This is a genomic window from Marinomonas rhizomae, from assembly GCF_003315485.1.
GTDB lineage: Bacteria > Pseudomonadota > Gammaproteobacteria > Pseudomonadales > Marinomonadaceae > Marinomonas > Marinomonas rhizomae.
In genome coordinates, this window is sequence record NZ_QNSE01000008.1 from 211,121 (window position 1) to 236,601 (window position 25,481).

The window sequence follows — 25,481 nt, forward strand, 5'->3', positions numbered from 1 at the left end:
TAAGGGTAGGGGAATTTGCGCTGATTTTAATACTTGTAGCCTTTTTTCGATAGGGCTGATTGAGGATAAATGGCATTTTTATGTTGATCTAGGGTGATTATGCTTTGTGTTCAACCTAAAAAGCACTTATGAAAACGTTATTTTAGCGAGTGCTAGTCATAAAAAAATGATAAAAGAAGACAGTATCATTCATTAAATTCGAGAATGGTCCATTGGACGGAGTTTCCCTTATGACACCTAATGTAAAAGCAAAGTTTGATGCTTACCCTGATGATGTGAGAAGCACCATGCTAGCCATGAGGCAACTTATTTTTTCTATGGCAAAAGAAAATGCGCTTGGTGCCGTTGAAGAATCGTTAAAATGGGGGGAGCCAAGTTACCTTGTGAAAGGTGGCAGTACCATTCGATTTGATTGGAAGCTAAAAACTCCTGATCAATACTGCGTGTACTTTAATTGCCAAAGTAAGCTGGTCGATACATTTCGAGAACTGTATTCTGATCAACTGAAATTTTCAGGTAACCGAGCCATTGTACTTGAAATAAATCAATCAGTACCGCCTAGCTGTTTATCCCATTGCATTGAGTTGGCAATGAGATACCAGAAAAATAAACACCTTCCTTTGCTGGGAGCGTAAGGCTCCCTTATGCCCGCCAACTACCTTGCTTCACACTGTTGATAGCAACTCGGTTTCCTCGGACAGACGGCACCGCGAGAGCAAATGAGCCGAGCATCGTTGTCTATGCCTCGTTCGACCCAATTGATGTTTAGAATTTTAGCCACGCTCATTAGGTCTTTTTTTATGCTCCTTGGGATCTGTGAAGAGCCGCCTTTGGAGACACATGCTTCGCGTAAATCCGCCGCGATGGAGATTGCGTCTCTGCCTTGGGCGTCGATGGCTGGGTTTAGATCAATGCCGGAGCAAAGTACGTGATTGTTGCCAGCAAGGTCTTGCACTTTGATCGATTCACAAGCGTAAATCCGCGGCTCGTCACCGACATTGAGTATCGATATTTGTGCTGAAGTGCCGGTGCTTTGTTCACTGATTTTGCGAAATACTGACCAGTGCTGACAGGGGTCTTCCACCATACTCATATTGCCCCAAGGTAGCGGAATGCCATTACCTCGATAAACTGCCTTGAGTTTTCCTGGAGCATAAGCATCAAAATAATGCCAATGGGGGTAAGGCGAAGCCGCTGTCATGCGTCGCATGGTGACTGATTCAGATACACCCGCCAGTTGCGCTGTATTAATTTCGTAGCCGTTGCGATCCAGCATTTGTCGAAAGGGTACTTTTGGGCAAAGTAATGCTCCTGCAAAGAAGCTGCATTCGAAGTCCCGCCAAGCGTACAAAATATCCTGAGCATCCATACCAGATGACTGTATTTTGGATGACTTCGCCTGCAATGGGGATATTTCATTTCGTCCTGTGACCAAAATGTTTTTCATGCCATCTTTATCATGTAGCACCGTGTGACCAATATGCACCGCGAGGTTGTATTTCAAGCGTTGCGGCTGTGCTTTCATGATTTGATTGATGTAAATCGTATTTGGTGGATCAAAGAAAGACGTCACCACATGGCTTTCTCCAATCCCCATTTCTTGTAAAACCGCTAACGGAGTTTTTCTAAACCATTTGATTTGCAAACCCATTTTTTGGGTTATGGCGATAATCTCATCAAGACTTAATGGTAAGCGCTTTAGGCCCACTTCCTCGGCTGCACGTTCTAAATCTGGGAAGTGATTTTGATGATGTTCTTGGTGAGCACGAATCAATAGATGCGCAAATTGTCGGCCACTGGTGCCGGTTTGGGAAAGCATCTCAGGAATGGCGATTTGCAGTATTTCTTTTGAGAATAAAAAATTAGGCTCTAACGCCATGCCATCGATGCCACCACCAGATCCCTTGGTTGGTGTAATGGCTTCTTCTTCCGGAATATCGTCCAAAAACCATTCGACTTCTTTTTGAAAAACACTGGCGATGACTTCCAAAACGTCTTCGCTAGGGATGCGTTTTCCTCTCTCTATCATGGATAGATAAGACACAGATGGCGCAGATTCTGCGTCCATTTTAATGCATCTCGCTGATAGGTCTTCCATCGTCAAACGGTTGCGTTTACGCAGGTTGCGGATCTTGGTGCCCAGAAAATGAGCTTTGCGATTTAGGCTATTTTTATTTTTCATTTTTGTAAAATTTACACTGTGTAATTCTTATTGTGAAATTTTAGCTTATTCCGACATAGACTATAAATCAAGCAATCGTTAGAGAGATTAAACGAATTGCTAACCCTAAGAATCAGATAGATAAGAGAAAAAAGGAAAGCGAGATGAATATGCCCCAAGCTAAAAATAACAGTGTGATTCATCCAGGGTTTTGCAACTTCATCAATGAAGAAGTGCTACCACTTCACGCTATCGAACCCACAAAATTCTGGCGCGATCTCGAGCAACTGGTTGCTGATTTGTCGCCGGTAAATCGTCAGTTACTGGCCACCCGTGATCTTATGCAACAGCAGATTGATCAATGGCACCTTGACCATAAAGACCAAGATATGGACATCAAGGCTTATGAAGCCTTCTTACGAGAGATTGGTTATTTGGTCAAAGAGGAGGACGATTTCACCATCACTACGACGAATGTCGATGATGAAATCGCAAGCCTTGCTGGCCCTCAGCTTGTGGTGCCAGTAAAAAACGCACGCTTTGCTCTGAATGCGGCTAATGCCCGTTGGGGGAGTTTATATGACGCTTTTTACGGGACCGATGTCATTGCAAAAGCGGCAGGACTAGAAACCGCTGCTTTGGACAATAAAGGCTACAACCCAGCTCGCGGTGAAGCGGTGATTGCCAAAGCCAAAGACTTTTTAGACGAAGTGTTTCCCTTGGAATCGGGCTCTCATCAAGACGTGATCAGCTATATGGTTTATTACCGTCATTTATTAGCCTTTTTTCAAGATGGCAGCCAAACCGGTTTGCAACAGCCTTGTCAGCTGGTGGCAGTGAATGGTCAGCGTAGCGAGCCAGAAGCTATTTTACTGAAAAACAATGGCTTACATGTAGAGATCCAGTTTGATCGTAACGGCAAAAACGGTACGAAAGACCAGGCCAATATCAATGACATTCTAATTGAGTCCGCATTAAGCACCATTATGGACTGCGAAGATTCTGTGGCAGCGGTGGATGCAGAAGACAAAATTGAAGTGTACCGAAATTGGTTAGGGTTGATGCAAGGTTCGTTAGAAGCCAGCTTTCGTAAAAATGGGCAAATGCAAACGCGCCGTATGAACCCAGACCGTATTTTTACGGGTTTAGACAATGAAGAATATCGTTTACATGGTCGCTCTCTTTTACTGGTACGCAATGTAGGTCACTTAATGGAATGTGATTTGATGCAAGACGAGCTGGGTAACTTCGTACCGGAAGGCATCATGGATGCGGTAGTGACTACTCTGATAGGTGCGCTGGACTTGCAACGTGCAGAAAGTCCGTGCAGTAACCGAGTACAGAATAGCCGCACGGGCAGTGTTTATATCGTCAAACCCAAGATGCATGGGCCAGAAGAAGTGGCGTTTAGCTGTGAGTTGTTCAGTCGAGTTGAGCAAATGCTTGGCTTGCCAGAAAACACCATCAAGATCGGCATTATGGACGAAGAGCGTCGTACTACCTTAAATCTGAAAGAGTGCATTCGTCAGGCGAAATCACGAGTGTTTTTCATTAATACCGGCTTTCTAGATCGAACTGGCGATGAGATTCACACCAGCATGCAAGCTGGCGCGTTTTTACCAAAGGATCAGATCAAAACTCAGCCTTGGATTCAAGCCTATGAAAACCGCAATGTAGACATAGGCTTACAGTGTGGTTTGCCTGGCAAAGCGCAAATTGGCAAAGGAATGTGGGCGATGCCAGATGAAATGGCGGACATGATGACAGCCAAAATTGCGCATCCAAAAGCGGGCGCAAATACAGCTTGGGTGCCATCGCCAACGGCAGCGACATTACATGCTTTGCATTATCACCAAGTGAATGTGTTTGAAGTACAAGACCGTATTAAACACCGTCCGCAAGCGAGCCTTACGGATCTACTTACCATTCCGACGATTCCGGGCAACCTGACTTTGTCGCAGCAAGTGATTGAACGAGAAATTGAAAACAATGTTCAAGGGCTATTGGGTTATGTAGTGCGCTGGATTGAAGCTGGCATTGGCTGCTCGAAAGTACCTGATATTAACAACGTGGGCTTGATGGAAGATCGTGCCACCTTGCGAATTTCCAGCCAGCATTTGGCTAACTGGTTACTTCATGGACTGTGCAGCAAAGAACAGATTGACGAAGTGATGCAGCGTATGGCGCGGGTGGTTGATGAGCAAAATAGAGCCACAGAAGGGTATCGTCCGATGGAAAAAAATGCCAAGAGTGTCGCTTTTAAAGCAGCACAGGATTTAATTTTCAATGGTGTTATTCAACCTAACGGTTATACCGAACCCTTGCTGCATGCTTACCGCGTGCAGGTGAAAGAAACACGTTAATAAATGAATTAATAAAGCAGTATTTATCCCATTTAAACAACCTAAAGAGCGAGAAAGACTATGCATACTTACAAAAACAAAACGCAACAAGCTAGCCAAACAATTGATTCACAAGGTCCAGCTTGGGCGGCGATGAATCCAGAGTCTGTGGTTAGAATGCAATTGCAAAACCGTTTTAATACGGGGTTAGATATCGCCAAATACACAGCTCAAATTATGCGTGAAGACATGGCTAGCTACGACAAGGACCCAGCGAACTACACTCAGTCTTTGGGCTGCTGGCATGGATTTATCGGCCAACAGAAAATGATTTCTATTAAGAAGCATTTTGGTACTACGCGCAGTCGTTACCTGTACTTGTCAGGTTGGATGGTAGCGGCGATGCGCTCTGAGTTTGGTCCTTTGCCAGATCAATCTATGCATGAAAAAACGTCTGTGCCAGCCTTGATAGAAGAGTTATACACTTTTTTGAAACAAGCGGATGCTCGTGAGTTGCAGCATTTGTTTAAAGAAATGGACGAGGCGAGAGAAGCGGGCGATCAAGTTCGTGAGCAAGCAGCACAGCAAAAAATTGATGACTTCGAAACACATGTTGTACCGATTATTGCGGATATTGATGCGGGCTTTGGCAATGAAGAAGCGACGTATTTGTTAGCGAAAAAAATGATTGAAGCGGGCGCTTGCTGTATCCAGATTGAAAACCAAGTGTCTGATGTAAAACAATGTGGTCACCAAGATGGCAAGGTAACCGTACCGCATGAAGACTTCTTAGCGAAAATTAACGCTGTACGTTATGCCTTTTTAGAGTTGGGGGTAGATGATGGTGTGATTGTGGCTCGTACGGATTCTTTGGGTGCGGGTTTAACTCAAAAAATCCCTGTATCACAAACAGCGGGCGATTTGGCAGAACAGTACAATGCCTTTATTGATGGCGAAGAAGTGACGTCACTGGAGCAAATGAAGTCTGGCGATATGGCGATTAAACTCGGTGAGCGTTTAATCAAGCCAACTCGTTTAGCCAATGGTTTGGTGCGCTTTAAGCCGAATACAGGTGAAGATCGTGTGGTATTGGATTGCATCACCTCTTTGCAAAATGGTGCGGATCTATTGTGGATCGAAACGGAAAAACCACACATTGGTCAAATCGCTGCCATTGTGAATCGTATTCGCGATGTGATGCCAAATGCTAAGTTGGTTTATAACAACAGTCCTTCTTTCAACTGGACGTTAAATTTCCGTCAGCAAGTGTTTGATGCTTGGTTGGAGGAAGGTAAAGATGTGAGCCAATATCAACGCGAAAAACTGATGTCACAAGATTACGATGGTAGTGTTTTGGCAGACGAAGCCGATGAGCGTATCCGTAGTTTCCAAAAAGACGCCGCAGCGCAAGCGGGTATTTTCCATCACTTAATTACGCTGCCGACTTACCATACCGCAGCCTTGTCTACGGATAATTTGGCTAAAGACTACTTTGGTGAACTAGGTATGTTGGGCTACGTGAGAGAAGTGCAGCGTAAAGAAATTCGCCAAGGCTTAGCCTGTGTGAAACATCAAGATATGTCTGGTTCAAACATTGGTGATGATCACAAAGAGTATTTTTCTGGTGAGCAGGCACTAAAAGCGTCTGGTAAAGACAATACTATGAATCAATTCGCGGTTTGATTCGTTAAATAACAAGCCGTTTATATTGATAAAAAAGGCCAGCAGTTTCCCCCTGCTGGCCTTTTTTGCGTAGTTTTCAATAATACTTAAATGGACTATTATGTTTTAGTCAGGCTATAAAAAACGGTTGTATCCAAAACCTTCAATAATCATTGAATTTGAGGATCTTATTGAATAATTCACGTTATGCGCTGGGCGATAAGCAAGTTGACGACATTCGCTTAAAAGATTTAGCCAAACGTTCTCGATATGGTGGGATCTTCTATCTGTTTGCATTTTTGGCGGCTATTTTTAGTTCAGCAACGGCCCGTGAGCATTTAGATATCATTAGTGTTTTTTCTGTTTTTTTTATTTCACTTCAAATCTATCGTTTGGTTTTGTTTTTCAAAGTTTTTTCCTCTCACGAGATTGACTATCCATTCTATTTTTCTCGTTATGCTTTTATTTATAATTCATCCGCTATTGTATGGGTGAGTGGTTCTGCTTGGCTCTTTTACATAAATCCAACTATCGACTTGGCGGTGACCATTAATGTTATGGCGGCGGCAGGTATTAGTATTGGTGGAATTACAGTATTGGCGCCTTCTTATAGCACAATGCGCAGTTACTGGTTCTTGGTTTGTTGGCCTTTTGCTTTGGCCGCGGGGGTGTTTCTTAATGAGCCTGAGAACTGGGTTGTTGTCGGTTTAATTCTTGCTTATGGCTTGTTTATCTTTGTGACGGGAAAACAACAGCATCGGGCTTATTGGCAAGCTCTTAATGATAATTTAACACTATCAGAACAGGCCGAAGAGCTGGAAAAAGCCAAAATAGCTGCGGAATTAGCAGGGCAAGCAAAAGCCGATTTTTTATCCGCGATGACTCATGAGATACGAACGCCAATGAATGGTGTGCTTGGCATGGCTCAATTGCTGGCTATGGGAGACCTTAATGAGAAGCAGAGACAACAAGTAACCGTTATTAATAATGCTGGTCGCACTTTAATGCACATTATTAATAATATTCTTGATTACTCTAAAATTAATGCGGAACAGCTCGAATTAGAGAATATTCCATTCAGTTCGCGCAATATCGTCAACGAAGTGATGTTGTTGATCGCTCCTCAGTTTGATAAAAAGCCAATAAATCTAACTTGCACTGTCGATGATATTCCCGAGTTCGTGCAAGGAGACCCTTACCGACTCCATCAAATCCTTTATAACCTTGTAGGAAATGCATTTAAATTTACTAATGAGGGGGAGATATCTATTTCAGTTTTTGCAAAAAACAGTGATGTAGAAAATACGGTGATGCTGTCTTTTGTCATTAGAGATTCGGGTATTGGGATTGCACCTGAAGAACAGCAGCACATTTTTGAACAGTTTTATCAGGTTAGCCACTTTAATCCTAATATTCGAGGAACCGGCTTGGGGTTGAGTATTACTCAGCGTTTAGTCGAGCTTATGGGTGGGGTCATTTCAGTTGAGAGTGAGGTTGGCGTAGGAAGTACTTTTACAATCGTAATTCCGTTTGCTTTGATCGTCCAGAAGGCAGCTCTAAAATCACCAGAAAAGCTAGTAATAAAACCGAATGTTGAGTCCGATTTACACATACTTTTGGTTGAGGATAACAAAGTAAATCAGATGATCAGTGAGCAATTTTTCTTTAAATTGGGGTGTTCTGTGGACTTGGCCGAAACGGGTCTTGTGGCGTTGGAAAAATTTATTGGCTCTGAACACTACGATGTTATTTTTATGGACTGTAATATGCCTGAATTGGATGGCTTTTCAGCCTCCGTTGCTATTAGGCAAATTGAGAAGAGCAAAGGGTTAAACCAAACTCCCATTGTCGCGCTAACCGCTCATGTGGAGGATGGTGTTAAACGAAAATGTCTTGATTCAGGTATGAACGCTTTTATTAGTAAACCTTTCTTGTTTGAAGATTTAGAAAATATGATAAATAAAGTCCGGAATGGAGAGGGTCTCTAGATTGGTTTAAGTACCGAATGTGAATAATGCTCTATTTTCAAGCTGCTCAACAAAGAATACAGACTTTTAGATTATTCCCTTCGGGTTTTTAATAGAAAGCGCCATATGTCGTTGCGACTCTTTGAAAGGGATTTACATTCCTTCAGAGTCGCGCCTTATTTGACGACTTCTCTGAAAGACTGAGGCTTAGTAGACTTATTCGTACCTTCCTTAATGTTCTTAATTCTTAATCCTGAGCCTAAAGGTTTGATAGGATTGGCACGGCACAGCATAAATCGATAAAACGCTGGGCGTTTTGTGTTAACGCTGTATTTTTTGGCGTGACGATCAATAGGTTTCGATTGAGTTCTAGAGGCGTCTGATAAAGTCTAATCAGTCCAGAGTTAAGCTCCTGAGAGATCGCCATCCTAGACAAACACCCCAGCCCCATTTGATGAATGACAGCTTGTTTTACCGCTTCCATATGAGCAAGGGAAAGGGCGACATTGAGCTGTGGGATTTGAGCTGCGGTGGCTTGTTCTAATATATTGCGAGTGCCGGACCCTGATTCGCGCATTACCCAGTTAGCTTCTTTTAGATCTTCCCACGATAAATTTTCAGGGCGCTCTTCCTCAATAGAACCAAATACTACCAGTTCATCTTTCAGCCATACTTGAGTCATTAGCTCGGCGTGCTGGCAGTAGCCTTCTATAAAACCGACTTCGGCTTTACCTGTTAGTAATTGTTGAATCACACTCTGTGTATTACCAATATCCAAATTAAATCGAATATTAGGATGCTGACGCTTAAATGAGGACATTTGTTTAGGCAGTAGATAATTCCCCACGCTTACGCTTGCGGCTAGATGCAGCGAGCCACTCAGTTCGTCTTCGCTTCCCATGCTTTCAATTTGCTCTATCTGACTAAGCACGGCGCGGGCTTGAGGAAGTAAATGTCTAGCTTGGGGGGTTATTTGTAAGCGTTTGCCATGACGACGAAAAAGAGGGCGACCCAAAAGGGCTTCCAGCTCTCTTAGTGCTTGGCTCGCGGCAGGTTGGCTGATAGAGACCATCTCTGCTGCAGCAGTGACTGAGCCTGTGTGTACAACCGCTTCAAATATTTGTAATTGTCTAAGTGTGATTCTCATTTGGCTATTGTAGCCTTGTTTCTGTTTTGAAGAGTAGTGCTATTCGCTTCTTGCATGATAAATGACTAAAGAGACACATAAATCAGTTTAAGATATTATGTATTCTGAAGTTCTGGTATGAAATATGCTTCGGTTCACACTGATAAACTCAGTACTGTATTCGGTTTGTGTTATCGACTTCCACAAGAAGTGATTTTTACAAGCCTTTGTTATTAACCAAAAGTTGATGCGGATCTTGTTAAGGATATTTTATGAAAACCACACATCGTTGGCTCTCTATCGTTGAGGGCTGTCTGCTTGTTGCCTTAGGCTTGCACATTTTAAACTCTTCTGGCTTGTTAATTAGTGGTACAGCAGGAGCAGGGATGATTTTGTTGAGGGTTACAGATTTATCGTTTGGGCAGTTGTTTTTCTTGCTCAATATTCCTTTTTATATTTTAGCTTGGTATACATTGGGCCGAGATTTTACTTTGCGTACTTTTGCGAGTGTGAGTCTGCTGTCTTTACTCTCTGAGCTGATGAAACAATACGTTGTGCTATCTATTCATCCGCTGTTATCTGGCGCTTTAGGCGGGTTATTGGTCGGCTTTGGGTTAATTATCTTGTTCCGTCACAATGCTTCTCTGGGCGGATTAAATATCTTATCTGTATTCTTAGAACGCCGCTTTGGCCTCCATGCGAGTAAAACAACATTAGTCGCAGATATTTTGGTGTTGATGGCCGCAGTGGTATTTCTAGATTGGAGCCATTTGGGGTATTCGTTACTTGCCTTCTTGTTATTAAGTTCTGTTGTGGGGCGTTATCACCGTCCACCTGAATGGGCACAGATAGTGATGGTGGACGCTAAAGTTTAAGTTTCAAATAAACTGGATTTGAACTTTTGTTTTAGTCGTGTTCATGCAGAAACCTTATTGGGGGGGCTGAGTGATCCGAATTGGTGCGCGTTACGTATTCAGCCGGTATATTTCTAATCTTTTGACGTTTTCATTAGGCCAAGTTTGGGCGCATTGTTTTTATATGCGTTCTGCTTTTCTATTAGGACTATTGTTTAGTTTGCGTGCTCGTTTTTTACCGCTAACTTAGATGGATATTGTATAAGAAATAAGGGTAATATTTAGTTGTATCACTTAAGAATTGTTCAATCGTGGCGTTTTCATTATTCTATTTAAGTGATGGTGAACCATAGAAAAGGCATAGCTAAGTATGAAGCAGTCTCCAACGGTGTTAATTGTCGATGATGTTCCAGAGAATTTACGCGTTTTAAAGGAAGTAATGGATGCATTGGATTGCCAAATCTCTGTGGCAAATTCCGGTGAGCGAGCTTTGGAGCTATTAGAAAGAACTCAGCCATGCTTAATTTTATTAGACGTTATGATGGGAGGGATTGACGGATTTGAAACCTGTCGCCGAATTCGCTCTCACCCGCATCATAAGGATGTGCCTATTATATTTGTTACCGCCTTAGCCGATGATATCAGTCGAGGCTTTGACGCGGGTGGTAATGATTACATAAGCAAGCCTATCCGGATTGAAGAGGTTCGTTCACGAGTCCAGCATCAGTTGGAAAAATTTCAACTAGTGAATGAATTAAGAGAGCTTACTTCTTCATTAGAAGAAAAGGTTCGTGAGCGCACAGCTGACTTGAATTTAGTCAACCGAAACCTTCGCAAAGAAGTTAACGAAAGACGTTATATGCAAGATCGACTAAGGTATCTTGCCCAGCATGACTTTGTTACTCAACTTTATAATCGCGATGCATTAGACGAACACATTTCTCATCTTATTTCTGACATTCAAGGCAAAACTTCCGGACACGTGCCGTATTTTATTTTGATTGATGTGAACGAATTTCGTCTGATCAATGATTCGTGTGGCTGTATTGCAGGCGATGAATTGTTACATCAATTAGCGGCCATGATGAGCGAGCTTGCTGATCCGCAACGTGATTTTTGTGCGCGCTTAAGTGGAGATAAATTTGCTATTGTCATCAGTCAAGGTGGCGATGAAGCTGCAGAGTCTTTTTTTCGTCTACTACAGCAAGGTTTCAAGGATTTTGCATTTGTGTGGGATGAGCGTCAGTTTCGGATGACGGTGACACAAGTGGCTATTCCTATCACGCTTGATATGGTGTCTTTTGAACAAGTTGTCATGTTGGCCGATGAAATCTGTTACTCAAGTAAAAGGTCAGGCATTCATTCTCGAGTTATCAAAAACGCCAAAGATCTTGCCTATGATGAGCACAGAGGCAATTTAAATTGGGGGCTGCGCATTATTGATGGTCTTGATAAAGATTTATTTGAAGTGCATTACCAGCAAGTTTGCTCATTAGTAAATGATGAACCCAAAAAGAAAATCGAAATTCTAGTTAGACTGAAAGATGAAGAAAATGGCGGTTTAATTTACCCTAATGATTTTATTCGAGCGGCAGAGCGTTTTGGTATTGTTTCTAAAATAGATCGTTGGGTGATTAGTAATACTATGCAACAGTTGTCAGAACGTGCTGATTTATGGAATGAAATAGATCAAGTTGCTTTAAATGTGTCTGCGTTGTCGGTGCGACAGTCAAATTTTGCTGAATTCATTGTGGAGCAGTTAGAGTATTATCAATTAGATGGCAGTAAATTTTGTTTTGAAATCACCGAAACAGAAGCACTCAATAACTTTGCTGATACCCGCCGGTTTATGTCTTTACTTCATGAGCATGGTTGTACGATTGCGTTAGATGACTTTGGAACAGGATTTTCATCCTTTGCCTATCTGATGGACTTGCCGTTTGATTTAATTAAAATCGATGGCATGTTTATTAAAGATATGCATATAAATGACATTCACTACGGCATGGTCGATTCGATTGTTAAGTTAGCCAAAATGCTTAACAAACCCGTTGTGGCTGAGTTTGTCGAAAATCAAAATATTGTAGATAAACTGAAGCTTTTAGGTGTTGAGTGGGGACAGGGGTATTTTTTCCATAAGCCGGAAAAGCTTTAGTACGACAACTGGCCTGTGCTCGTATTATTTAGTGTTTTAAGGGAATAAATATGGATATTGAATTACCCATTCTACTCAAGATTTTTGCAGGTTTATTTGCCTTCACGGCCTTCCTATTGCTTGCTTTACAACTTGCTTTTCTTTTTCGCTTTAAGTTATTGCAACGTCGTTATTCAAGAGCTATTTTGGCAACCGGCGCTGGGGTTTGGGAATGGTTTCCTGAAACGGGGCGTTTATATGCTTCTTCGGAATTCTTTATGCAACTTGGCTTCGAAGAACAAAAAACACCTAAGAGCCTTAATGATTGGCTGGCGTTTTTATCACCAGAAGATCAAATCGCTTTTAATACATGGCGGACAGTATTGCTTAAACAGGGCCCTCACCTAGTATCCAAGTCGGTACGTGTGAAGCTTACCAATCATCTAAAGGAATGTTTTTGGGTAGAGATGCGTGGTAACGTTACTCGTAGGGATGCTCACCAGCGTGTTTTGAGTGTTGCGGGAATCTTCGAAGATATCGGTCATTTAGTTGAGACTGAAAACGCTTTAATTGCTGCTCGTGAAGAATCGAGGAGACGCGAACTCACCCTCTCCTCGTTACTCAATAATATTCCTGACCTTGTTTGGTCTAAAGATGAGCAGGGCAATTATCTTGATTGCAATCAGGCTTTCTTGGATTTCAATCAGTTAACTGCCCAGTCCATAAAAGGCAAAAACGATTTAGATTTAAATTTAGATGGCAAAGGTGCTTATTATCAAAATGCCGGTGATATTCCTTTACAGACAGGAATAACCTCTCATGAACAAGGTTGGGGTTGCCCAAAAGATGGCAGTGAGTCACGTTTATTTGAAGTTTATCGGGTTCCGGTAATTGAGCCTTCCATAAATTTCCGTGGCACCCTCGGGATTGCTCGTGATATTACCGAGCGACACCAACTTTTTAATCAACTTAAGCTGTTTAAACGTTTTGCTGATAATTCAGCGCAAGGTTTTGCAATGGCTAGCCTTGATGGTGATATTTCCTATTTTAATAAGAAAATACGGTCGATGCTTGGCGTAGACGAAAGCGCCAGTGATGAATCTCTGAGTAAATTCAATTATATGGAGTTCTACCCTGAAGCGAGTCAAAAATTCCTCAAAGAAACGGTGATTCCATATGTTAGGGAGCATGGTGTTTGGGAAGGGGAGTTGGAGGTTAAGAGTTTAGATGGTCGTATTTTTACCACCTATGAAACCTATTTTTTAATGCTCGATGAGAATGGCAAGGCGATTTCTGTTGGTGACATCATGAGTGATATCACCGAGCAAAAAAATGTTTCCATGCAATTGGAGCAAGCAAAAGAAGAAGCAGAACAAGCCAATCAAGCGAAAAGCCATTTTTTAGCCAATATGAGTCATGAAATTCGTACGCCATTAAATGCCATAATTGGCTATGCTCAACTGATCAGTGAAGACAATCAGCTAACAGGCCTTTCTAAAACACGATTTTTATCTATTGCGAGTGCTGGCCATCGTTTATTAGGGTTGATTAATGATATTTTAGACATTGCCAGAATAGAATCTGGACGACTCGTCTTACATGAACAAAAAACCAATCTTTGTCGAGAAGTTAAGCAAATAAGTAAGCTTTTCCAAGGTCAAGCTCAGGAAAAGGGCTTAGACCTTATTGTTGAGTGTGATATTGATGAGCGGCAGATAGTCTTAATAGACCCTGTTAAATTCCAGCAAATCATTACCAACCTTTTAGGTAATGCCGTGAAATTCACCGTCCAAGGTTATGTAAAAGCCGTTGTGCAAATTGTAGAAGATCGTATTCATGTCAGTATCGAGGATACCGGTCCGGGAATAGAAACCGAACTTATGGATCACCTTTTCACGCCTTTTGTACAAGGAAAAGCGGGCGAAGCATCTGGTGGTACTGGACTAGGTTTGTCTCTATCGACGACCTTGGTCAAATTGATGGGCGGCACCTTAACAGTCAACAGCAGTGAAGGTCTAGGTACGCAAATAGTTGTCGATTTACCATTATCTAAAGTAAACAACAGTGAGACGATTGACTGTGATGAGCAAGACACACTGCTTAACATGAGACTTAATAACCCTATTAGAGTGCTAGTAGCAGAAGATGATGAATGGTCGCGAGACATTTTAGTGTCTTTATTGGAAAAAGCGGGGTGTCAGATTATTGAAGCTGAAGATGGTGAACAAGCTATCAAGGCCTTTAAAAATAATCCGCCAGACTTAGTTATGACCGACATTCGAATGCCGAATAAAACGGGGATCGACTTATTAAAATTCATTCAACAAGAAGATACAGAACAACGAATTCCTGTTGTAGCGGTTACTGCATCGACATTGATCCATGAACAGCAGTCACTCCTAGATGATGGCTTTTGGCAAGTTATTGCTAAGCCTTATCGGATCGAAGATATCTATAAAGCCTTAGTAGCACATCTTGATGTGAAATTTGTGCCTATTATTGAATCGACAGAAGCGCAAAAAGATACGGATGAGCAGGTAGAAGAAGATGTTCAAAACGTCGACTCAGTAGATTTATTGTGCGATATAGCGCCAGAAGATTGGCGGCCATTATTGTTGGCAGCACAAAGCGGTGATGTTCAAACGACCGAAGAAGTATTTAATCTATTGCGTAAATCATTGTCTACGAATCAGCAAAAAACTCTCCAGGCAGCGATCAGTCAATTTGATTTAGGTTTGGTAGAAACCTTGATTGCACAATATTCTGGCCAACAAGAATCTGTTTAAGAAAGTCATAACTCACGCTGTGTTATCTTTGTTGTTGTATGCGCTTTGCTCAAGGCATGTTGAAGGCTTTAGGTTTGACATAAATAGGGCGCATAGATAAGGTCAAACAAGACAAATCATAGGAAAAACGCCTACAATAGACGGCTGATGATTTTCTTTTTACCTTAACGAAACTGCAACAGGTAGCCCAATGACTCGCTTAGCCTCTAGTGACTTTCCTTTTACCGCAGTAGCAGGACAAGAGCCACTGAAACTGGCGTTGACTTTATGTGCGATTAACCCACAAATTGGCGGTGTTTTGGTCAGTGGCCCGCGTGGCTCCGCAAAGTCTACTTTGGCGCGCGGTTTGTCTGGCGTCATGCCTGCGTTACAGGGTGAAGAGCTTGCTCCTTTTGCCACCTTGCCACTTGGTACCAGTGAAGATCGTTTGCTTGGCGCATTGGATTTAAAACAGGTTCTACAGGACAAAAATGTTGTTTTTAACCCCGGCTTATTGAGCAAAGCCCATGGCGGCGTCTTGTATGTCGATGAAGTGAACTTGCTTGCCGACCATTTGGTTGATCAACTTTTAGATGTGTCCGCCAGCGGTGTAAACCGTGTCGAGCGTGATGGCATCAGCCATGAACACGCTGCGCGTTTTTTATTGGTTGGCACCATGAACCCCGATGAAGGCGAGTTGCGTCCGCAGTTAAAAGATCGTTTTGGATTAATGGTTGAATTGGTTAATCAATACAGCCTTGAAGAGCGCGTACAGATTGTGCGTCTGCGAGATGAATATGATCAAGACTCTCAATCATTTTGTGATGCCTTTAAATACAAGCAACGAAATCTAAAAAATAGCATTCGTTTGGCAAGACAAGTTTTGGCTCAGGTACGTTGTTCTGATGAACTGCGTTTAGAAGTCGCAACACGTTGCCAGTTAGCGAACATTGATGGCGTACGTGGTGATATTGTGTGGATTCGAGCGGCTATGACCCACGCCGCGTGGCGTGGCGCAAAAGTCGTTGCTTTGGATGATATTCAAGCGGTGGAAGATTTGGTGTTGGCACATAGACGTCAGGCTAAAACTCAGAACCCGTCACCGCCTCCAAGCCCGCCACCGTCTCGTCGACCTGATGATTCTCGCTCGCCTTCACTGAATAATAGCAATCAGCCACAAGATGATCTTTCTCAAGACAGTCAGAAAAATGAGCAAAATGGTTCGGGTGAATGGGGCAGTATGGCGCCTCAAACCCTTGCGAGCAGCTCGCCCATCAATGTTGCTGTTCATGGTGCGCAGAGTGAGCGTCGCTCATTTCAATCCCTTACTGGGGAGGTAACGCCGGGAAAGCGTAAAGGCAAGCAGCAGAGTGGTTATCGACCTGATGCTGCGCAATCTGTTGACATTCAAGCAGCCAATGGCATTGATTGGTTTCGTAGTATTGTAAGCCAGCCGCAAGAATGGCCACCGAAAAATCTTACCCATAAGCCAAATAAAACAGGTCAGCCAGTATTGCACTTGGTGTTGTTAGATACCTCAGCGTCAACCTTGAGCCAAGGTGTTTTTGCTCAAGCTAAGGGCGTAATTTTAGACATTGCCAATCGAGCTTATTTATCTCGAGAGCAGATAACTATTTTAGGCTTTGGGCAAGATAGCGTGTCATCGATTTTACCGAAAATCCGAGCACCCAAAGAAATTTCTGATTTATTGGAAAATTTAGGTGCTGGCGGCGGCACGCCGTTTCGTGCCGCGATGGAGAACGCCAGCCAGTATTTGACACAGCAGCATAAGGCAACAACAGACTTGCATAGCCAAACTTACATCTTGACTGATGGCCGCACCCAAGCGGACGTATCAGGTCTTGTTTTACCGGGTAACACGGTATTGATTGATACTGAAAATGCGCCAGTTAAACGAGGCCGCGGTCAGGATATTGCCCAGCATTTGGGCGCACAATACGTTTTATTAAATTCGCTCCTAGAGACTGTTTTATGACCTCTTCTGTTGTCCATTGTCCCGCATTATTTTTGACCGCTCCAGCGTCGAATCAGGGGAAAACCACCATTACTGCGGCGTTGGCGCGTTATTTTACCAATCAAGGTAAAGTAGTTCGTGTGTTTAAAACAGGTCCTGATTACCTTGATCCGCAGATCTTAGCGCAAGCGTCTAAGCAGCCCGTCGAGCAACTGGATATTTGGATGGCGGGCGAAGAGTATTGCCAAGACATGCTTTACCAAGCTGCCCAAGTAGCGGATTTGATCTTAGTGGAAGGTGCTATGGGTATGTTTGACGGCGAGCCATCCAGTGCTGATCTTGCGGCTCGTTTTGGTATTCCCATGGCGATAGTTATGGACGTTAAAGGTATGGCGCAAACCGCTGCTGCAGTTGCGACAGGCTTGGCGCATTTCCGTGATGATGTGCAAGTCGCAGGACTTATTGCGAATCGTTGTGGCAGCGAGCGCCATGCGGAATTAATTCGCGATGCGCTACCTAAAAGCTTGCCTTTGCTCGCAACCTTAAAGCGTGATGAAGAAATTACTTTGCCAGAACGGCACTTGGGCTTGGTACAAGCAGACGAAGTAAAAGACGAACTAGAAGTGCGTTTTGAAGCGGCCGTGGAATGGTTAAAAGAAACTCAAGATACAGGCTTGCTGGAATTACCTAACGCCGTACCTTTTTACTCAACTAATCAAGCTGATGACAATCAAGCCATCGAGCAAAAATTGCTGGGCAAAACCATTGCGGTTGCTAGAGACGGCGCGTTCAGTTTTATCTACGATGCGAACCTGATTGCTTTGACAAGCTTGGGCGCGAAGGTGGTATTTTTCTCGCCCTTGCACGATCAGGTTTTACCTGATGCTGATGCCCTTTGGTTGCCGGGTGGTTATCCTGAATTACACACCAAAGCGCTCTCTGAAAACCTCCCAATGCGCCAAGCCATCAAGGCTTTTTTCCAGTCGGGAAAAGGTATTTTAGCCGAGTGCGGCGGCATGCTTTATAGCTTGGATGATCTAACCGATTTGGATAATCAGTGTTATCCGATGTTGGGGATTCTAGAAGGCCAAGGCGCAATGCGCGGCAAACGCGGCTGCCAAGGCATGCAAACTGCGGTGATTCCACAAGGTGAAATCCGCGGTCATGCTCATCACAGATCGCGCAGTGCCAATACACCTGAACCGGTTGGTTATGGTCGTCGTCAGCGACACCCTGCACCGGGCGAAGCGATTTATCAGCAGAAAGGCTTAACCGCCAGTTATTTGCATTTGTTTTTCCCTTCGAATTTAGACGTCACTGCTAAGATCTTTTTAGCGGGTCAGCAGGGCTAGCGGGTTATGTGGCCTGAAAGTGCTGAATCGCCCGCGCCACTGCGTACTGGTTTAACCACTGGAACCTGCGCGACAGCTTGCTGTGTGGCGGCGGCTCAGGCACTTTTTGCCCAACAACAAGATTCAAGCGTCAGCGTCACCTTACCTAAAGGCAAAGTGGTCGACCTGCCGATTATCGAGTATCAAGCAATAGACGACGGCATCAAAACAGCGACGATTAAAGATGCTGGAGACGACCCAGACGCGACCCACGGGGCAACCTTATTTGTCGAGCTGAGATTATCGCCAGAGCAGGGCGTGCGCTTTCATGCGGCGCAAGGCGTGGGCACTGTGACACGAACGGGTTTGCTGCTTGATGTGGGCGAACCGGCGATTAATCCAGTGCCGCGTAAAATGATGACGGAGCATTTGGAAGGTTTTGCGCAAACCTATCAATATCATGGTGGTTTCGATGTGTCAGTTGGCGTGATCAATGGCGAGCAAATTGCTCAAAAGACCATGAATCCACGTTTGGGAATTTTGGGAGGCTTATCAATTCTTGGCACTACCGGGATAGTGCGTCCGTTTTCTTGTGCCGCCTACATTGCGTCTATTCATCAGGGCATCGATGTAGCACGAGCTAACTCGATCACCCATATTGCCGCTACCACAGGCAATGCCAGTGAAGACGCCATAAAAAGCCATTATCAGCTTGATGATATGGCGTTGATCGAAATGGGCGACTTTGTTGGTGCTGTGTTAAAACACATTAAAAAAGTTGAGCAAGCCAGCTCTTCTCAGATAAACAGTTCGATACAATTACAGAAGCTCAGTATTTGCGGTGGCTTCGGAAAAATTAGCAAATTAGCTCAGCATCACATGGATTTAAACAGTCGCGCGTCCAGCATAGACCTTGCTGCCTTGGCACAATTAGCGGCTAGTTTAGGCGCGGAGGCTGAGTTACAAGAGCGCATGACAAGCGCCAACACGAGTGTGGAAGCCTTGTCTTTTGCTATGTCCGCAGGATTAGCACTGGCCGATGCTATCTGTCAGCAAGCCTCAGACTTTGCACGACAGTATATTCCCGCTCATATCGAGTTAGAAGTCTGGGCGATTGATCGCAAAGGCCAATTTGTTGGTAAAGCTTTGGATACTGATTTAACAAAGCGAGGCGAGCTATGAAGATTTTATTATTGGGCGGCACCGCTGACGCTCGCCGTTTAGCCGACTCTTTACATAAAGAGAATGTAAGCGTCATCTACAGCTTGGCGGGGTTGGTACGCGTGCCCAAAGTCGATTGCCAGCTGGTGGTGGGTGGATTTACCCAATTTGGTGGGTTAACTCAGTACTTAAAAGACAATAATATCGGCGCGATTTTGGATGTGACCCATCCTTATGCGCAAACCATGAGCAGCAAGGCCGTGACGGCGGCTAAAGCAGTTGGCATTCCATGCTGGCGTTTTCATCGCCCCGCTTGGAAACAAGAAGAGGCCGATCACTGGAAGTTTTACCAAGATGAAACCGATTTGCTGGCGCAGCTTGATGGCTATCGAGTACCTTTATTAAGCGCTGGGCAAATGAGCGAAGACTTGCTCAAACGTGTTCTGCAATTGCCGAGTATCGAACGCATTGTGTGGCGAACGGCGGTTGAGCCTAAGTTTGATCTGCCAGATAAGATAGATTGGATAAAAGCAATAGGCCCTTTTGCCTTAGAGGACGAGCGCCAATTGTTAGTGGATCACGGCATTGATGTTATCGTTAGTAAGAACAGCGGCGGTTCGGCTACCTATTCAAAGCTTGAAGCCGCCAGAGAATTATCTATTCCCGTTTTATTGCATGCTCGGCCAATTTTGCCAGAAGCCGAGCGCGAATTTAGTGATACGGAAGACTGCTTGAAAGCTTGTTTAGCCGCTTGGGGCAAGGCTTCTATTCACATTAAACATCAACAAAAAGACAACCAACAGTGACTTCTTTAGACGACTCTCAATACGAAAGAAAATACGAAAATAATCCTCAAGCCATTGAGAGCGACAGCTTTCGACAAATCCGCGAGCTAACGGATTTGTCTGGCTTGAGCCAAGACCAGCAGCAAGTCGTCATGCGCGTAGTACATAGCCTTGGTTTGCCTGACGTGGCTGAACAAGTACGCTTTAGTGTCAATGCCACTCAGGCAGGACGCGAGGCATTAGCCAACAATGGCGCGATTTTGTGCGACGTGGAAATGGTCAAGCAAGGCGTGACCAAACGCATGATAACGCGGGAACCATTGTGCTTTTTGAACGATGCTCGTACGGCAGAATTGGCGAAAAGCAAAGGTGAAACTCGCTCTATGGCGGCACTGAGTTTATGGCAACAGGATCTTGCTGGCAGTGTGGTTTTAATCGGCAATGCGCCAACCGCCTTGTTTCGATTATTAGAAATGATAGAGCAAGGCGCGCCAAAACCCGCCTTAATCATCGGTATGCCGGTGGGCTTTGTCGGCGCTGCAGAGTCAAAAGACGCGCTTTGGCAGGCTCACGAAACGCTCGGTATCGAATGCATTACCTTGCTCGGACGAATGGGCGGCAGCGCCGTGACATCAGCCAGTTGTAATGCATTGTTGCGCTGCAATTTAGGCGAGTATTATTAGTGCATGCCATGAGCCTTGGTATTCAGTTCTTAAAAATAAAAAATACTTGCGCCTGTTTCGCAAGCTCAACGCGTCAGCGTGAATCAAATACCAAGGTTCTTGTTATCCGTTTTTTACTCTCGTTAATCCACCTAGCTTAATGTAATGGCATTGAATGGAAGTAGGTTTATGAAACACACACAAATGCCAATCCATGTTATCGGTTTGGGCGTTAATCAAGTGGCGCATCTGGATGAGGCGGCGCAAGCGGTTTTGGGGCGTTTGTCGCCGAACGATATTGTGTTGGGCGCACCGCGTCAGCATGAAACTATTGCGCACTATGTCCATCAAGCGAGGCGTGAGGATTTACCTAAGCTAAAAGAGCTAAAAGAATCGTTTGTACAATGGCAATCTCAGGGGGCAAAACAGGTGGTGATGTTGGCCTCTGGCGATCCATTGTATTACGGCATTGGCGCTTGGTTAATGCGTACTTTTTCGCTCGAAAACCTACATTTCTATCCGAATGTTTCCAGTATTCAAGTAGCTTGTCATCGTCTTGGGTTATCCTTGCAAGACGTGCAGGTGGTGAGCTTGCATGGTCGACCTTTGGCGTCTTTACGTCGCCATTTGCAATCAAATAAAACCTTGGTATTACTGACCGATCAATACAGTCAGCCGAAACATATTGCCGAAGAGTGTATAAAGGCTGGGCTGGATCAAAGCGAGATAACTGTATGTGAAGCCTTGGGTTATGAACAAGAACAAGTCCGCACTTTTTTCGCCCATTCTTTGATAGACGCTGAACTCGAATGTGATCCGCTCAATGTGATTGTGCTGAAAACCAGCCAACAAGCTTCACTTTATCCAAGTTCCGTTGGCATTCCTGATACGTCTTTTGTGACCGATAAAGGCGACGGTAAAGGCATGATTACCAAGCGGGAAATGCGTTTGGCGATTTTGTCTTACATGAATATTGAGCAAGGCGACACAGTGTGGGACATTGGCGCGGGCTGCGGTGGCGTGAGCGTGGAAATGGCCTATTGGCATCCTCGTAGTCAAATTGTTGCCATTGAACATCATCCCGATCGCTTGGCCTGTTTGGCGGCTAACCAAGATAGGTTTGGTGTGATGCAGAACTTATCAATTGTCGCAGGGCGAGCGCCAGATGCGCTGGTGGATTTACTTACTGACAATTTTTTTGCTGGCAAAAACACACAATATGGCAAGCCGAACAAAGTCTTCATTGGTGGCAGTGATGGTGAATTGAATGCCTTGATGACTCAGGTTTGGGAGCTATTGCCAGAGGGGGGCAGCTTGATGGTCAGTGCTGTTACCGAAGAGACAAAATATCAGGTCATGCAATTCGCCCAACAGCGTGACCATGCACAAGACGCCGATGAGCAGAGTTTGCAAGTATCCATTGCCAAAGGCGAACGATTAGCGGGGCAGCGGTTATTTCGTCCCAGTCTGCCCGTGACGCTTTATCATTTTAGAAAATATACAGCCACAATATAGACTATCAATACAAATCATAAGGAAAATGCACAATGAGTTCCTTGGAAGCATCACAAAAAACAGGCCGATTCATTGGTGTAGGCGTCGGACCCGGTGATCCGGAATTGATCACCTTGAAAGCCTTGCGTTTAATTCAGCGAGCCAGTGTGGTGAGTTACCTTGCCAATGACGAAGGGGGTTCTCAAGCAAAAAACATTGCCAGCGAAGCCTTTGCGGGCGTCACCCATGTGCAAAACGAAATTGCCATTGTGATGCCGATGTCGACGGATCGCTCGTTGGCAAATGAAGCTTACGACAATGGCGCAAAAGCCATTGCCAATGAATTATTGCAAGGTAAAGACGTGGTTTTCTTGTGTGAAGGTGATCCATTGTTTTTTGGTTCTTTCGCGTATTTATTAGAGCGACTAGAAGGCAATTTTCAATGCCAAGTGGTGCCAGGCGTGTCGTCAATCAATGCCGCATCGTCCGCCTTGAATCATCCGTTAACCGTGTTAAAAGAATCCTTTGCGGTGGTGAGTGGTCGTCATACCGCACTGCAAATTGATACTGCGCTAGAACAACACGACAGTGTGGTTATCATGAAAGCAGGGCGTGCGCGTCCTCGCATCTTGATGGCGCTGCGCAAAACCAATCGTATGCAAGATGCGAAATATCTTGAGTACATTGGCCGTGATAACGAACGTATTGTGCGCGATGTATCGACTTTGGAAGATAAAGCTGGGCCGTATTTTTCTTTGTTCGTGGTGACCAAAAGTGAGCGAGGCACTCGGTGATACGTTTTATCGCATTAACGCCAGTAGGTGAACGGTTGGCGAGAAAACTATTGTCTAACGGGACCCAGAATAACTGGCCAGATGCGGTTGTCGACTACAAGCCAAAGCCTTTCGCTGAGTTCGTACAGACGGCCTTTCAAAATGGTGATTGGCTGGTATTTATTTGTGCCACAGGCATTGTGATGCGAACCCTTGCGCCAGTGCTACAAGACAAGTATCAAGACCCGCCAGTCTTGGTATTGGACGAAGAAGGCAAGTTTGTCATTCCGCTTTTATCTGGACATGAAGGTGGTGCGAACGAGTGGGGCGCCAAAGTGGCAACATCCCTTGGCGCGCAGTTGGTAATGACAACTGCGAAGCCTTACCTGAATCCTATTTATACTCTGGGAATGGGCTGCGAACGCAACTGCCCGCTTGAATTTATCGAAAACCTGATGCTTGATGCGCTTAGTCAAAAAGGCTTAACGCCAAGCGATATTCATTCCTTAAACAGCATCGACATCAAAGCCGACGAAACTAACCTCATCGCTCTCGCTGACAAATACCATTGGGACTTCAACACCTACAGCGCACAAGAGCTGACACCGATGGAGTCGCTTCTTAGTACTAAATCAGACTACATCTTCAATACCGTCGGCGTTTATGGCGTCGCTGAATCTGCCGCGCTGTTAGCTGCTCAAATTAAAACCGGCACAGAACCAGAGCTTATCTTGAATAAAATCAAAAACGCCAAAGCTACATGCGCTTTGGCGAGGGGGTTTGTTAGTAAGTAGTTATGCTTTCTTGCTTTTAATTTAATTTTCGTCACGCAGATTTCTTTGAACAAGTTGTCTGGCTTGGTTCTATTTACATTATTTTTAGTCTTTTATTACCTGTAATAGGTCAAATTTAGAGGTGCATTGTAGGTATTTATGCTCCAATTTTATTGGTTATAATTTTATTTTTAATCTCAATTCAAATTTTCATACCAAACCAACAGTATCAGCACAAGAAAAATCACATTCGACGAGTTAGGCGATAGTGTTGAGGCGTAATGTCGTTTTGCTTCGATTACCTAAGTACTTGACGATTACTATTTACTCATAGTTCTTTTTAGCTTTAGTTACTTTTTCAAGATACATGCGAGACTCTGCTCTAGGGTGATCGTATCTGAGTTTCTTGTACACATTGCTGGTAGATGTTTGGTTTATTTTTTTCATCGCGCGTGTTCGATCAGCATCAAATGCTTTTAACACATTGCCAGTGCCGCCGTTGTAAGCGGAAATCATGGAATACTCTTGACTGGTTTTGTTAGCCACGTTTTTCAGGTAGCGAGTTTGTAATATGTATAAATAGGCGCTGCCAATATCGATGTTATTTTCTGGTGAGAAAAGTACGGCTTTGGTCGGTTCACCTGATTTTTTCTTTACTAGGTTATAAACATCTCGTCCTGCTGTCGCAGGTACCACTTGCATCAATCCATAGGCGTTGGCTGGGCTGACGGCGTAGGGGTTAAAAGAGCTTTCGGTTTCAATAATGCCGTAGATAAGCGCTGGCGATAAGTTGTAGCGCTTCGCGGCGGCTATCACATAGTCGCTGTATTTTTCTTGGCGTAGGTGTTCGTGTTGTGCCACAAGGTTGAACTCCACTGCGTAAATGCTTTTGCCGTTCGAGCTGGATTTTTTTAGTTTGTTGGTGACGAGATAATCAGCATAACGTTCTGCTCGCCAGCGGTATTTCACCAAGACACCATCGTGGTCCATGACTTGTGGGTATAAGAAAGGCACTCCTTCCGTGTCTGGCGCGTCGCTGGAAAAAATATCGGTTTTGGTTGGGTCGGCAGTAGTGAGGAGTGTTGTTGATACTGCTTGTTTTAGGGTGTCGAGAGGAGAGCTTGATGTTAGTGTTTCGACACGAACCGTGCCTTTTTCAAAATCGACAATGGTCCTTGCTTGATAGTCATTGGTGTATTTGACGTACTTTTTCTTTTCGGGCAGTTCGCTATTACTTTTCCCCCATCTTTTATTTACTTTTTGATCAAGCTCGGCATACAAGGCTTTAATCGCTTTTATGTCTGCTCTAATGGCGTCTCTAGTGATTTTCGCTTGTTTGCCAATGGCCTTCACATCGTCAATATCGTCGGCTTCTTTTATCTGTTTTGATAATTGTTTTACAGAATCAGCGGAGTTGAAAGAGAGCGGAATGGATTCACAGCCACCTAATGTTAATAATACAAGGCCAATGGATACAAAGGCGGATTGGCGAACGATATTATGCAACATTAAGTGG

18 protein-coding genes are annotated in these 25,481 nt (G+C 44.2%); 15 read left to right on the plus strand and 3 right to left on the minus strand.

Features of this window, described 5'->3' with window-relative positions:
- The first annotated feature begins 230 nt into the window (after positions 1 to 230).
- Complete coding sequence (locus tag DFP80_RS12055) at positions 231 to 635, plus strand: DUF1801 domain-containing protein (RefSeq protein WP_113917042.1); 405 nt, start codon at positions 231 to 233, stop codon at positions 633 to 635.
- A gap of 20 nt (positions 636 to 655) precedes the next feature.
- On the opposite strand, the gene DFP80_RS12060 is transcribed toward DFP80_RS12055, so the two are convergent.
- On the minus strand, positions 656 to 2,182 hold the full coding sequence (locus DFP80_RS12060) for a DUF3612 domain-containing protein (protein ID WP_113917043.1): 1,527 nt from the start codon (positions 2,180 to 2,182) through the stop codon (positions 656 to 658).
- Between the two features lie 143 nt (positions 2,183 to 2,325).
- On the opposite strand from DFP80_RS12060, the gene DFP80_RS12065 reads away from it, so the two are divergent.
- From DFP80_RS12065 to DFP80_RS12075, 3 genes are all read left to right on the plus strand, one after another.
- Positions 2,326 to 4,524 (plus strand): malate synthase G, encoded by a 2,199-nt coding sequence (locus tag DFP80_RS12065; protein WP_113917044.1) that lies wholly within the window; start codon positions 2,326 to 2,328, stop codon positions 4,522 to 4,524.
- 60 nt (positions 4,525 to 4,584) lie between these two features.
- On the plus strand, positions 4,585 to 6,186 hold the full coding sequence (locus DFP80_RS12070; protein WP_113917045.1) for an isocitrate lyase: 1,602 nt from the start codon (positions 4,585 to 4,587) through the stop codon (positions 6,184 to 6,186).
- Between the two features lie 170 nt (positions 6,187 to 6,356).
- Complete coding sequence (locus DFP80_RS12075; RefSeq protein WP_113917046.1) at positions 6,357 to 8,153, plus strand: ATP-binding protein; 1,797 nt, start codon at positions 6,357 to 6,359, stop codon at positions 8,151 to 8,153.
- Positions 8,154 to 8,391: 238 nt separating this feature from the next.
- Here the strand turns inward: DFP80_RS12075 and DFP80_RS12080 are convergent, their stop codons facing one another.
- Positions 8,392 to 9,279 (minus strand): LysR substrate-binding domain-containing protein, encoded by an 888-nt coding sequence (locus DFP80_RS12080; protein WP_113917047.1) that lies wholly within the window; start codon positions 9,277 to 9,279, stop codon positions 8,392 to 8,394.
- 251 nt (positions 9,280 to 9,530) lie between these two features.
- On the opposite strand from DFP80_RS12080, the gene DFP80_RS12085 reads away from it, so the two are divergent.
- The 11 genes from DFP80_RS12085 to DFP80_RS12135 all read left to right on the plus strand — a co-directional run bounded on the left by DFP80_RS12085 (position 9,531) and on the right by DFP80_RS12135 (position 23,986).
- Positions 9,531 to 10,133, plus strand: a complete 603-nt coding sequence (locus DFP80_RS12085; RefSeq protein ID WP_113917048.1) for a DUF6198 family protein — start codon at positions 9,531 to 9,533, stop codon at positions 10,131 to 10,133.
- 349 nt (positions 10,134 to 10,482) lie between these two features.
- Positions 10,483 to 12,267: a two-component system response regulator gene (locus tag DFP80_RS12090; RefSeq protein ID WP_113917049.1), complete on the plus strand. Its 1,785-nt coding sequence runs from the start codon at positions 10,483 to 10,485 to the stop codon at positions 12,265 to 12,267.
- 50 nt (positions 12,268 to 12,317) lie between these two features.
- Positions 12,318 to 15,032 (plus strand): PAS domain-containing hybrid sensor histidine kinase/response regulator, encoded by a 2,715-nt coding sequence (locus tag DFP80_RS12095; RefSeq protein ID WP_113917050.1) that lies wholly within the window; start codon positions 12,318 to 12,320, stop codon positions 15,030 to 15,032.
- A 190-nt stretch (positions 15,033 to 15,222) separates the two neighbouring features.
- Entirely contained in the window at positions 15,223 to 17,007 is a 1,785-nt protein-coding gene (locus tag DFP80_RS12100) for an ATP-binding protein (protein WP_113917051.1), read from the plus strand.
- Positions 17,004 to 18,338, plus strand: a complete 1,335-nt coding sequence (locus DFP80_RS12105; protein WP_113917052.1) for a cobyrinic acid a,c-diamide synthase CobB — start codon at positions 17,004 to 17,006, stop codon at positions 18,336 to 18,338. Before DFP80_RS12100 ends, DFP80_RS12105 begins: the two co-directional genes overlap by 4 nt.
- A gap of 6 nt (positions 18,339 to 18,344) precedes the next feature.
- A complete protein-coding gene (locus DFP80_RS12110) occupies positions 18,345 to 19,499 on the plus strand; it encodes a cobalt-precorrin-5B (C(1))-methyltransferase (protein ID WP_113917053.1) in 1,155 nt (384 codons plus the stop codon).
- Positions 19,496 to 20,284 carry a precorrin-6A/cobalt-precorrin-6A reductase gene (locus DFP80_RS12115; protein WP_113917054.1) on the plus strand — a complete coding sequence of 263 codons (789 nt, stop codon included), beginning with the start codon at positions 19,496 to 19,498 and terminating at the stop codon, positions 20,282 to 20,284. The genes DFP80_RS12110 and DFP80_RS12115 overlap by 4 nt, the downstream gene beginning before the upstream one ends.
- The gene (locus DFP80_RS12120) at positions 20,281 to 20,946 is read left to right on the plus strand and encodes a precorrin-8X methylmutase (protein WP_113917055.1); all 666 of its coding nucleotides are present in this window, start codon (positions 20,281 to 20,283) and stop codon (positions 20,944 to 20,946) included. The genes DFP80_RS12115 and DFP80_RS12120 overlap by 4 nt, the downstream gene beginning before the upstream one ends.
- Positions 20,947 to 21,114: 168 nt before the next feature.
- On the plus strand, positions 21,115 to 22,440 hold the full coding sequence (cbiE, locus tag DFP80_RS12125; protein WP_241560222.1) for a precorrin-6y C5,15-methyltransferase (decarboxylating) subunit CbiE: 1,326 nt from the start codon (positions 21,115 to 21,117) through the stop codon (positions 22,438 to 22,440).
- Positions 22,441 to 22,472: 32 nt separating this feature from the next.
- A complete protein-coding gene (gene cobI, locus DFP80_RS12130) occupies positions 22,473 to 23,213 on the plus strand; it encodes a precorrin-2 C(20)-methyltransferase (RefSeq protein ID WP_113917057.1) in 741 nt (246 codons plus the stop codon).
- Positions 23,210 to 23,986, plus strand: coding sequence for a cobalt-precorrin 5A hydrolase (locus tag DFP80_RS12135; RefSeq protein WP_113917058.1), 777 nt, complete (start codon positions 23,210 to 23,212; stop codon positions 23,984 to 23,986). Before cobI ends, DFP80_RS12135 begins: the two co-directional genes overlap by 4 nt.
- A gap of 303 nt (positions 23,987 to 24,289) precedes the next feature.
- Here the strand turns inward: DFP80_RS12135 and DFP80_RS12140 are convergent, their stop codons facing one another.
- The gene (locus DFP80_RS12140) at positions 24,290 to 25,474 is read right to left on the minus strand and encodes a murein transglycosylase domain-containing protein (RefSeq protein WP_113917059.1); all 1,185 of its coding nucleotides are present in this window, start codon (positions 25,472 to 25,474) and stop codon (positions 24,290 to 24,292) included.
- Positions 25,475 to 25,481: the final 7 nt, after the last annotated feature.

What these genes read in the sequence shown, in the direction of transcription:
- cbiE (WP_241560222.1), top strand. Translation starts at nt 21,115, where the DNA reads ATGAAACACACACAAATGCCAATCCATGTTATCGGTTTGGGCGTTAAT.
- DFP80_RS12060 (WP_113917043.1), bottom strand. Translation starts at nt 2,182, where the DNA reads ATGAAAAATAAAAATAGCCTAAATCGCAAAGCTCATTTTCTGGGCACC.
- DFP80_RS12065 (WP_113917044.1), top strand. Translation starts at nt 2,326, where the DNA reads ATGAATATGCCCCAAGCTAAAAATAACAGTGTGATTCATCCAGGGTTT.
- DFP80_RS12105 (WP_113917052.1), top strand. Translation starts at nt 17,004, where the DNA reads ATGACCTCTTCTGTTGTCCATTGTCCCGCATTATTTTTGACCGCTCCA.
- cobI (WP_113917057.1), top strand. Translation starts at nt 22,473, where the DNA reads ATGAGTTCCTTGGAAGCATCACAAAAAACAGGCCGATTCATTGGTGTA.
- DFP80_RS12140 (WP_113917059.1), bottom strand. Translation starts at nt 25,474, where the DNA reads ATGTTGCATAATATCGTTCGCCAATCCGCCTTTGTATCCATTGGCCTT.
- DFP80_RS12100 (WP_113917051.1), top strand. Translation starts at nt 15,223, where the DNA reads ATGACTCGCTTAGCCTCTAGTGACTTTCCTTTTACCGCAGTAGCAGGA.
- DFP80_RS12080 (WP_113917047.1), bottom strand. Translation starts at nt 9,279, where the DNA reads ATGAGAATCACACTTAGACAATTACAAATATTTGAAGCGGTTGTACAC.
- DFP80_RS12085 (WP_113917048.1), top strand. Translation starts at nt 9,531, where the DNA reads ATGAAAACCACACATCGTTGGCTCTCTATCGTTGAGGGCTGTCTGCTT.
- DFP80_RS12115 (WP_113917054.1), top strand. Translation starts at nt 19,496, where the DNA reads ATGAAGATTTTATTATTGGGCGGCACCGCTGACGCTCGCCGTTTAGCC.
- DFP80_RS12095 (WP_113917050.1), top strand. Translation starts at nt 12,318, where the DNA reads ATGGATATTGAATTACCCATTCTACTCAAGATTTTTGCAGGTTTATTT.
- DFP80_RS12090 (WP_113917049.1), top strand. Translation starts at nt 10,483, where the DNA reads ATGAAGCAGTCTCCAACGGTGTTAATTGTCGATGATGTTCCAGAGAAT.
- DFP80_RS12070 (WP_113917045.1), top strand. Translation starts at nt 4,585, where the DNA reads ATGCATACTTACAAAAACAAAACGCAACAAGCTAGCCAAACAATTGAT.
- DFP80_RS12055 (WP_113917042.1), top strand. Translation starts at nt 231, where the DNA reads ATGACACCTAATGTAAAAGCAAAGTTTGATGCTTACCCTGATGATGTG.
- DFP80_RS12110 (WP_113917053.1), top strand. Translation starts at nt 18,345, where the DNA reads ATGTGGCCTGAAAGTGCTGAATCGCCCGCGCCACTGCGTACTGGTTTA.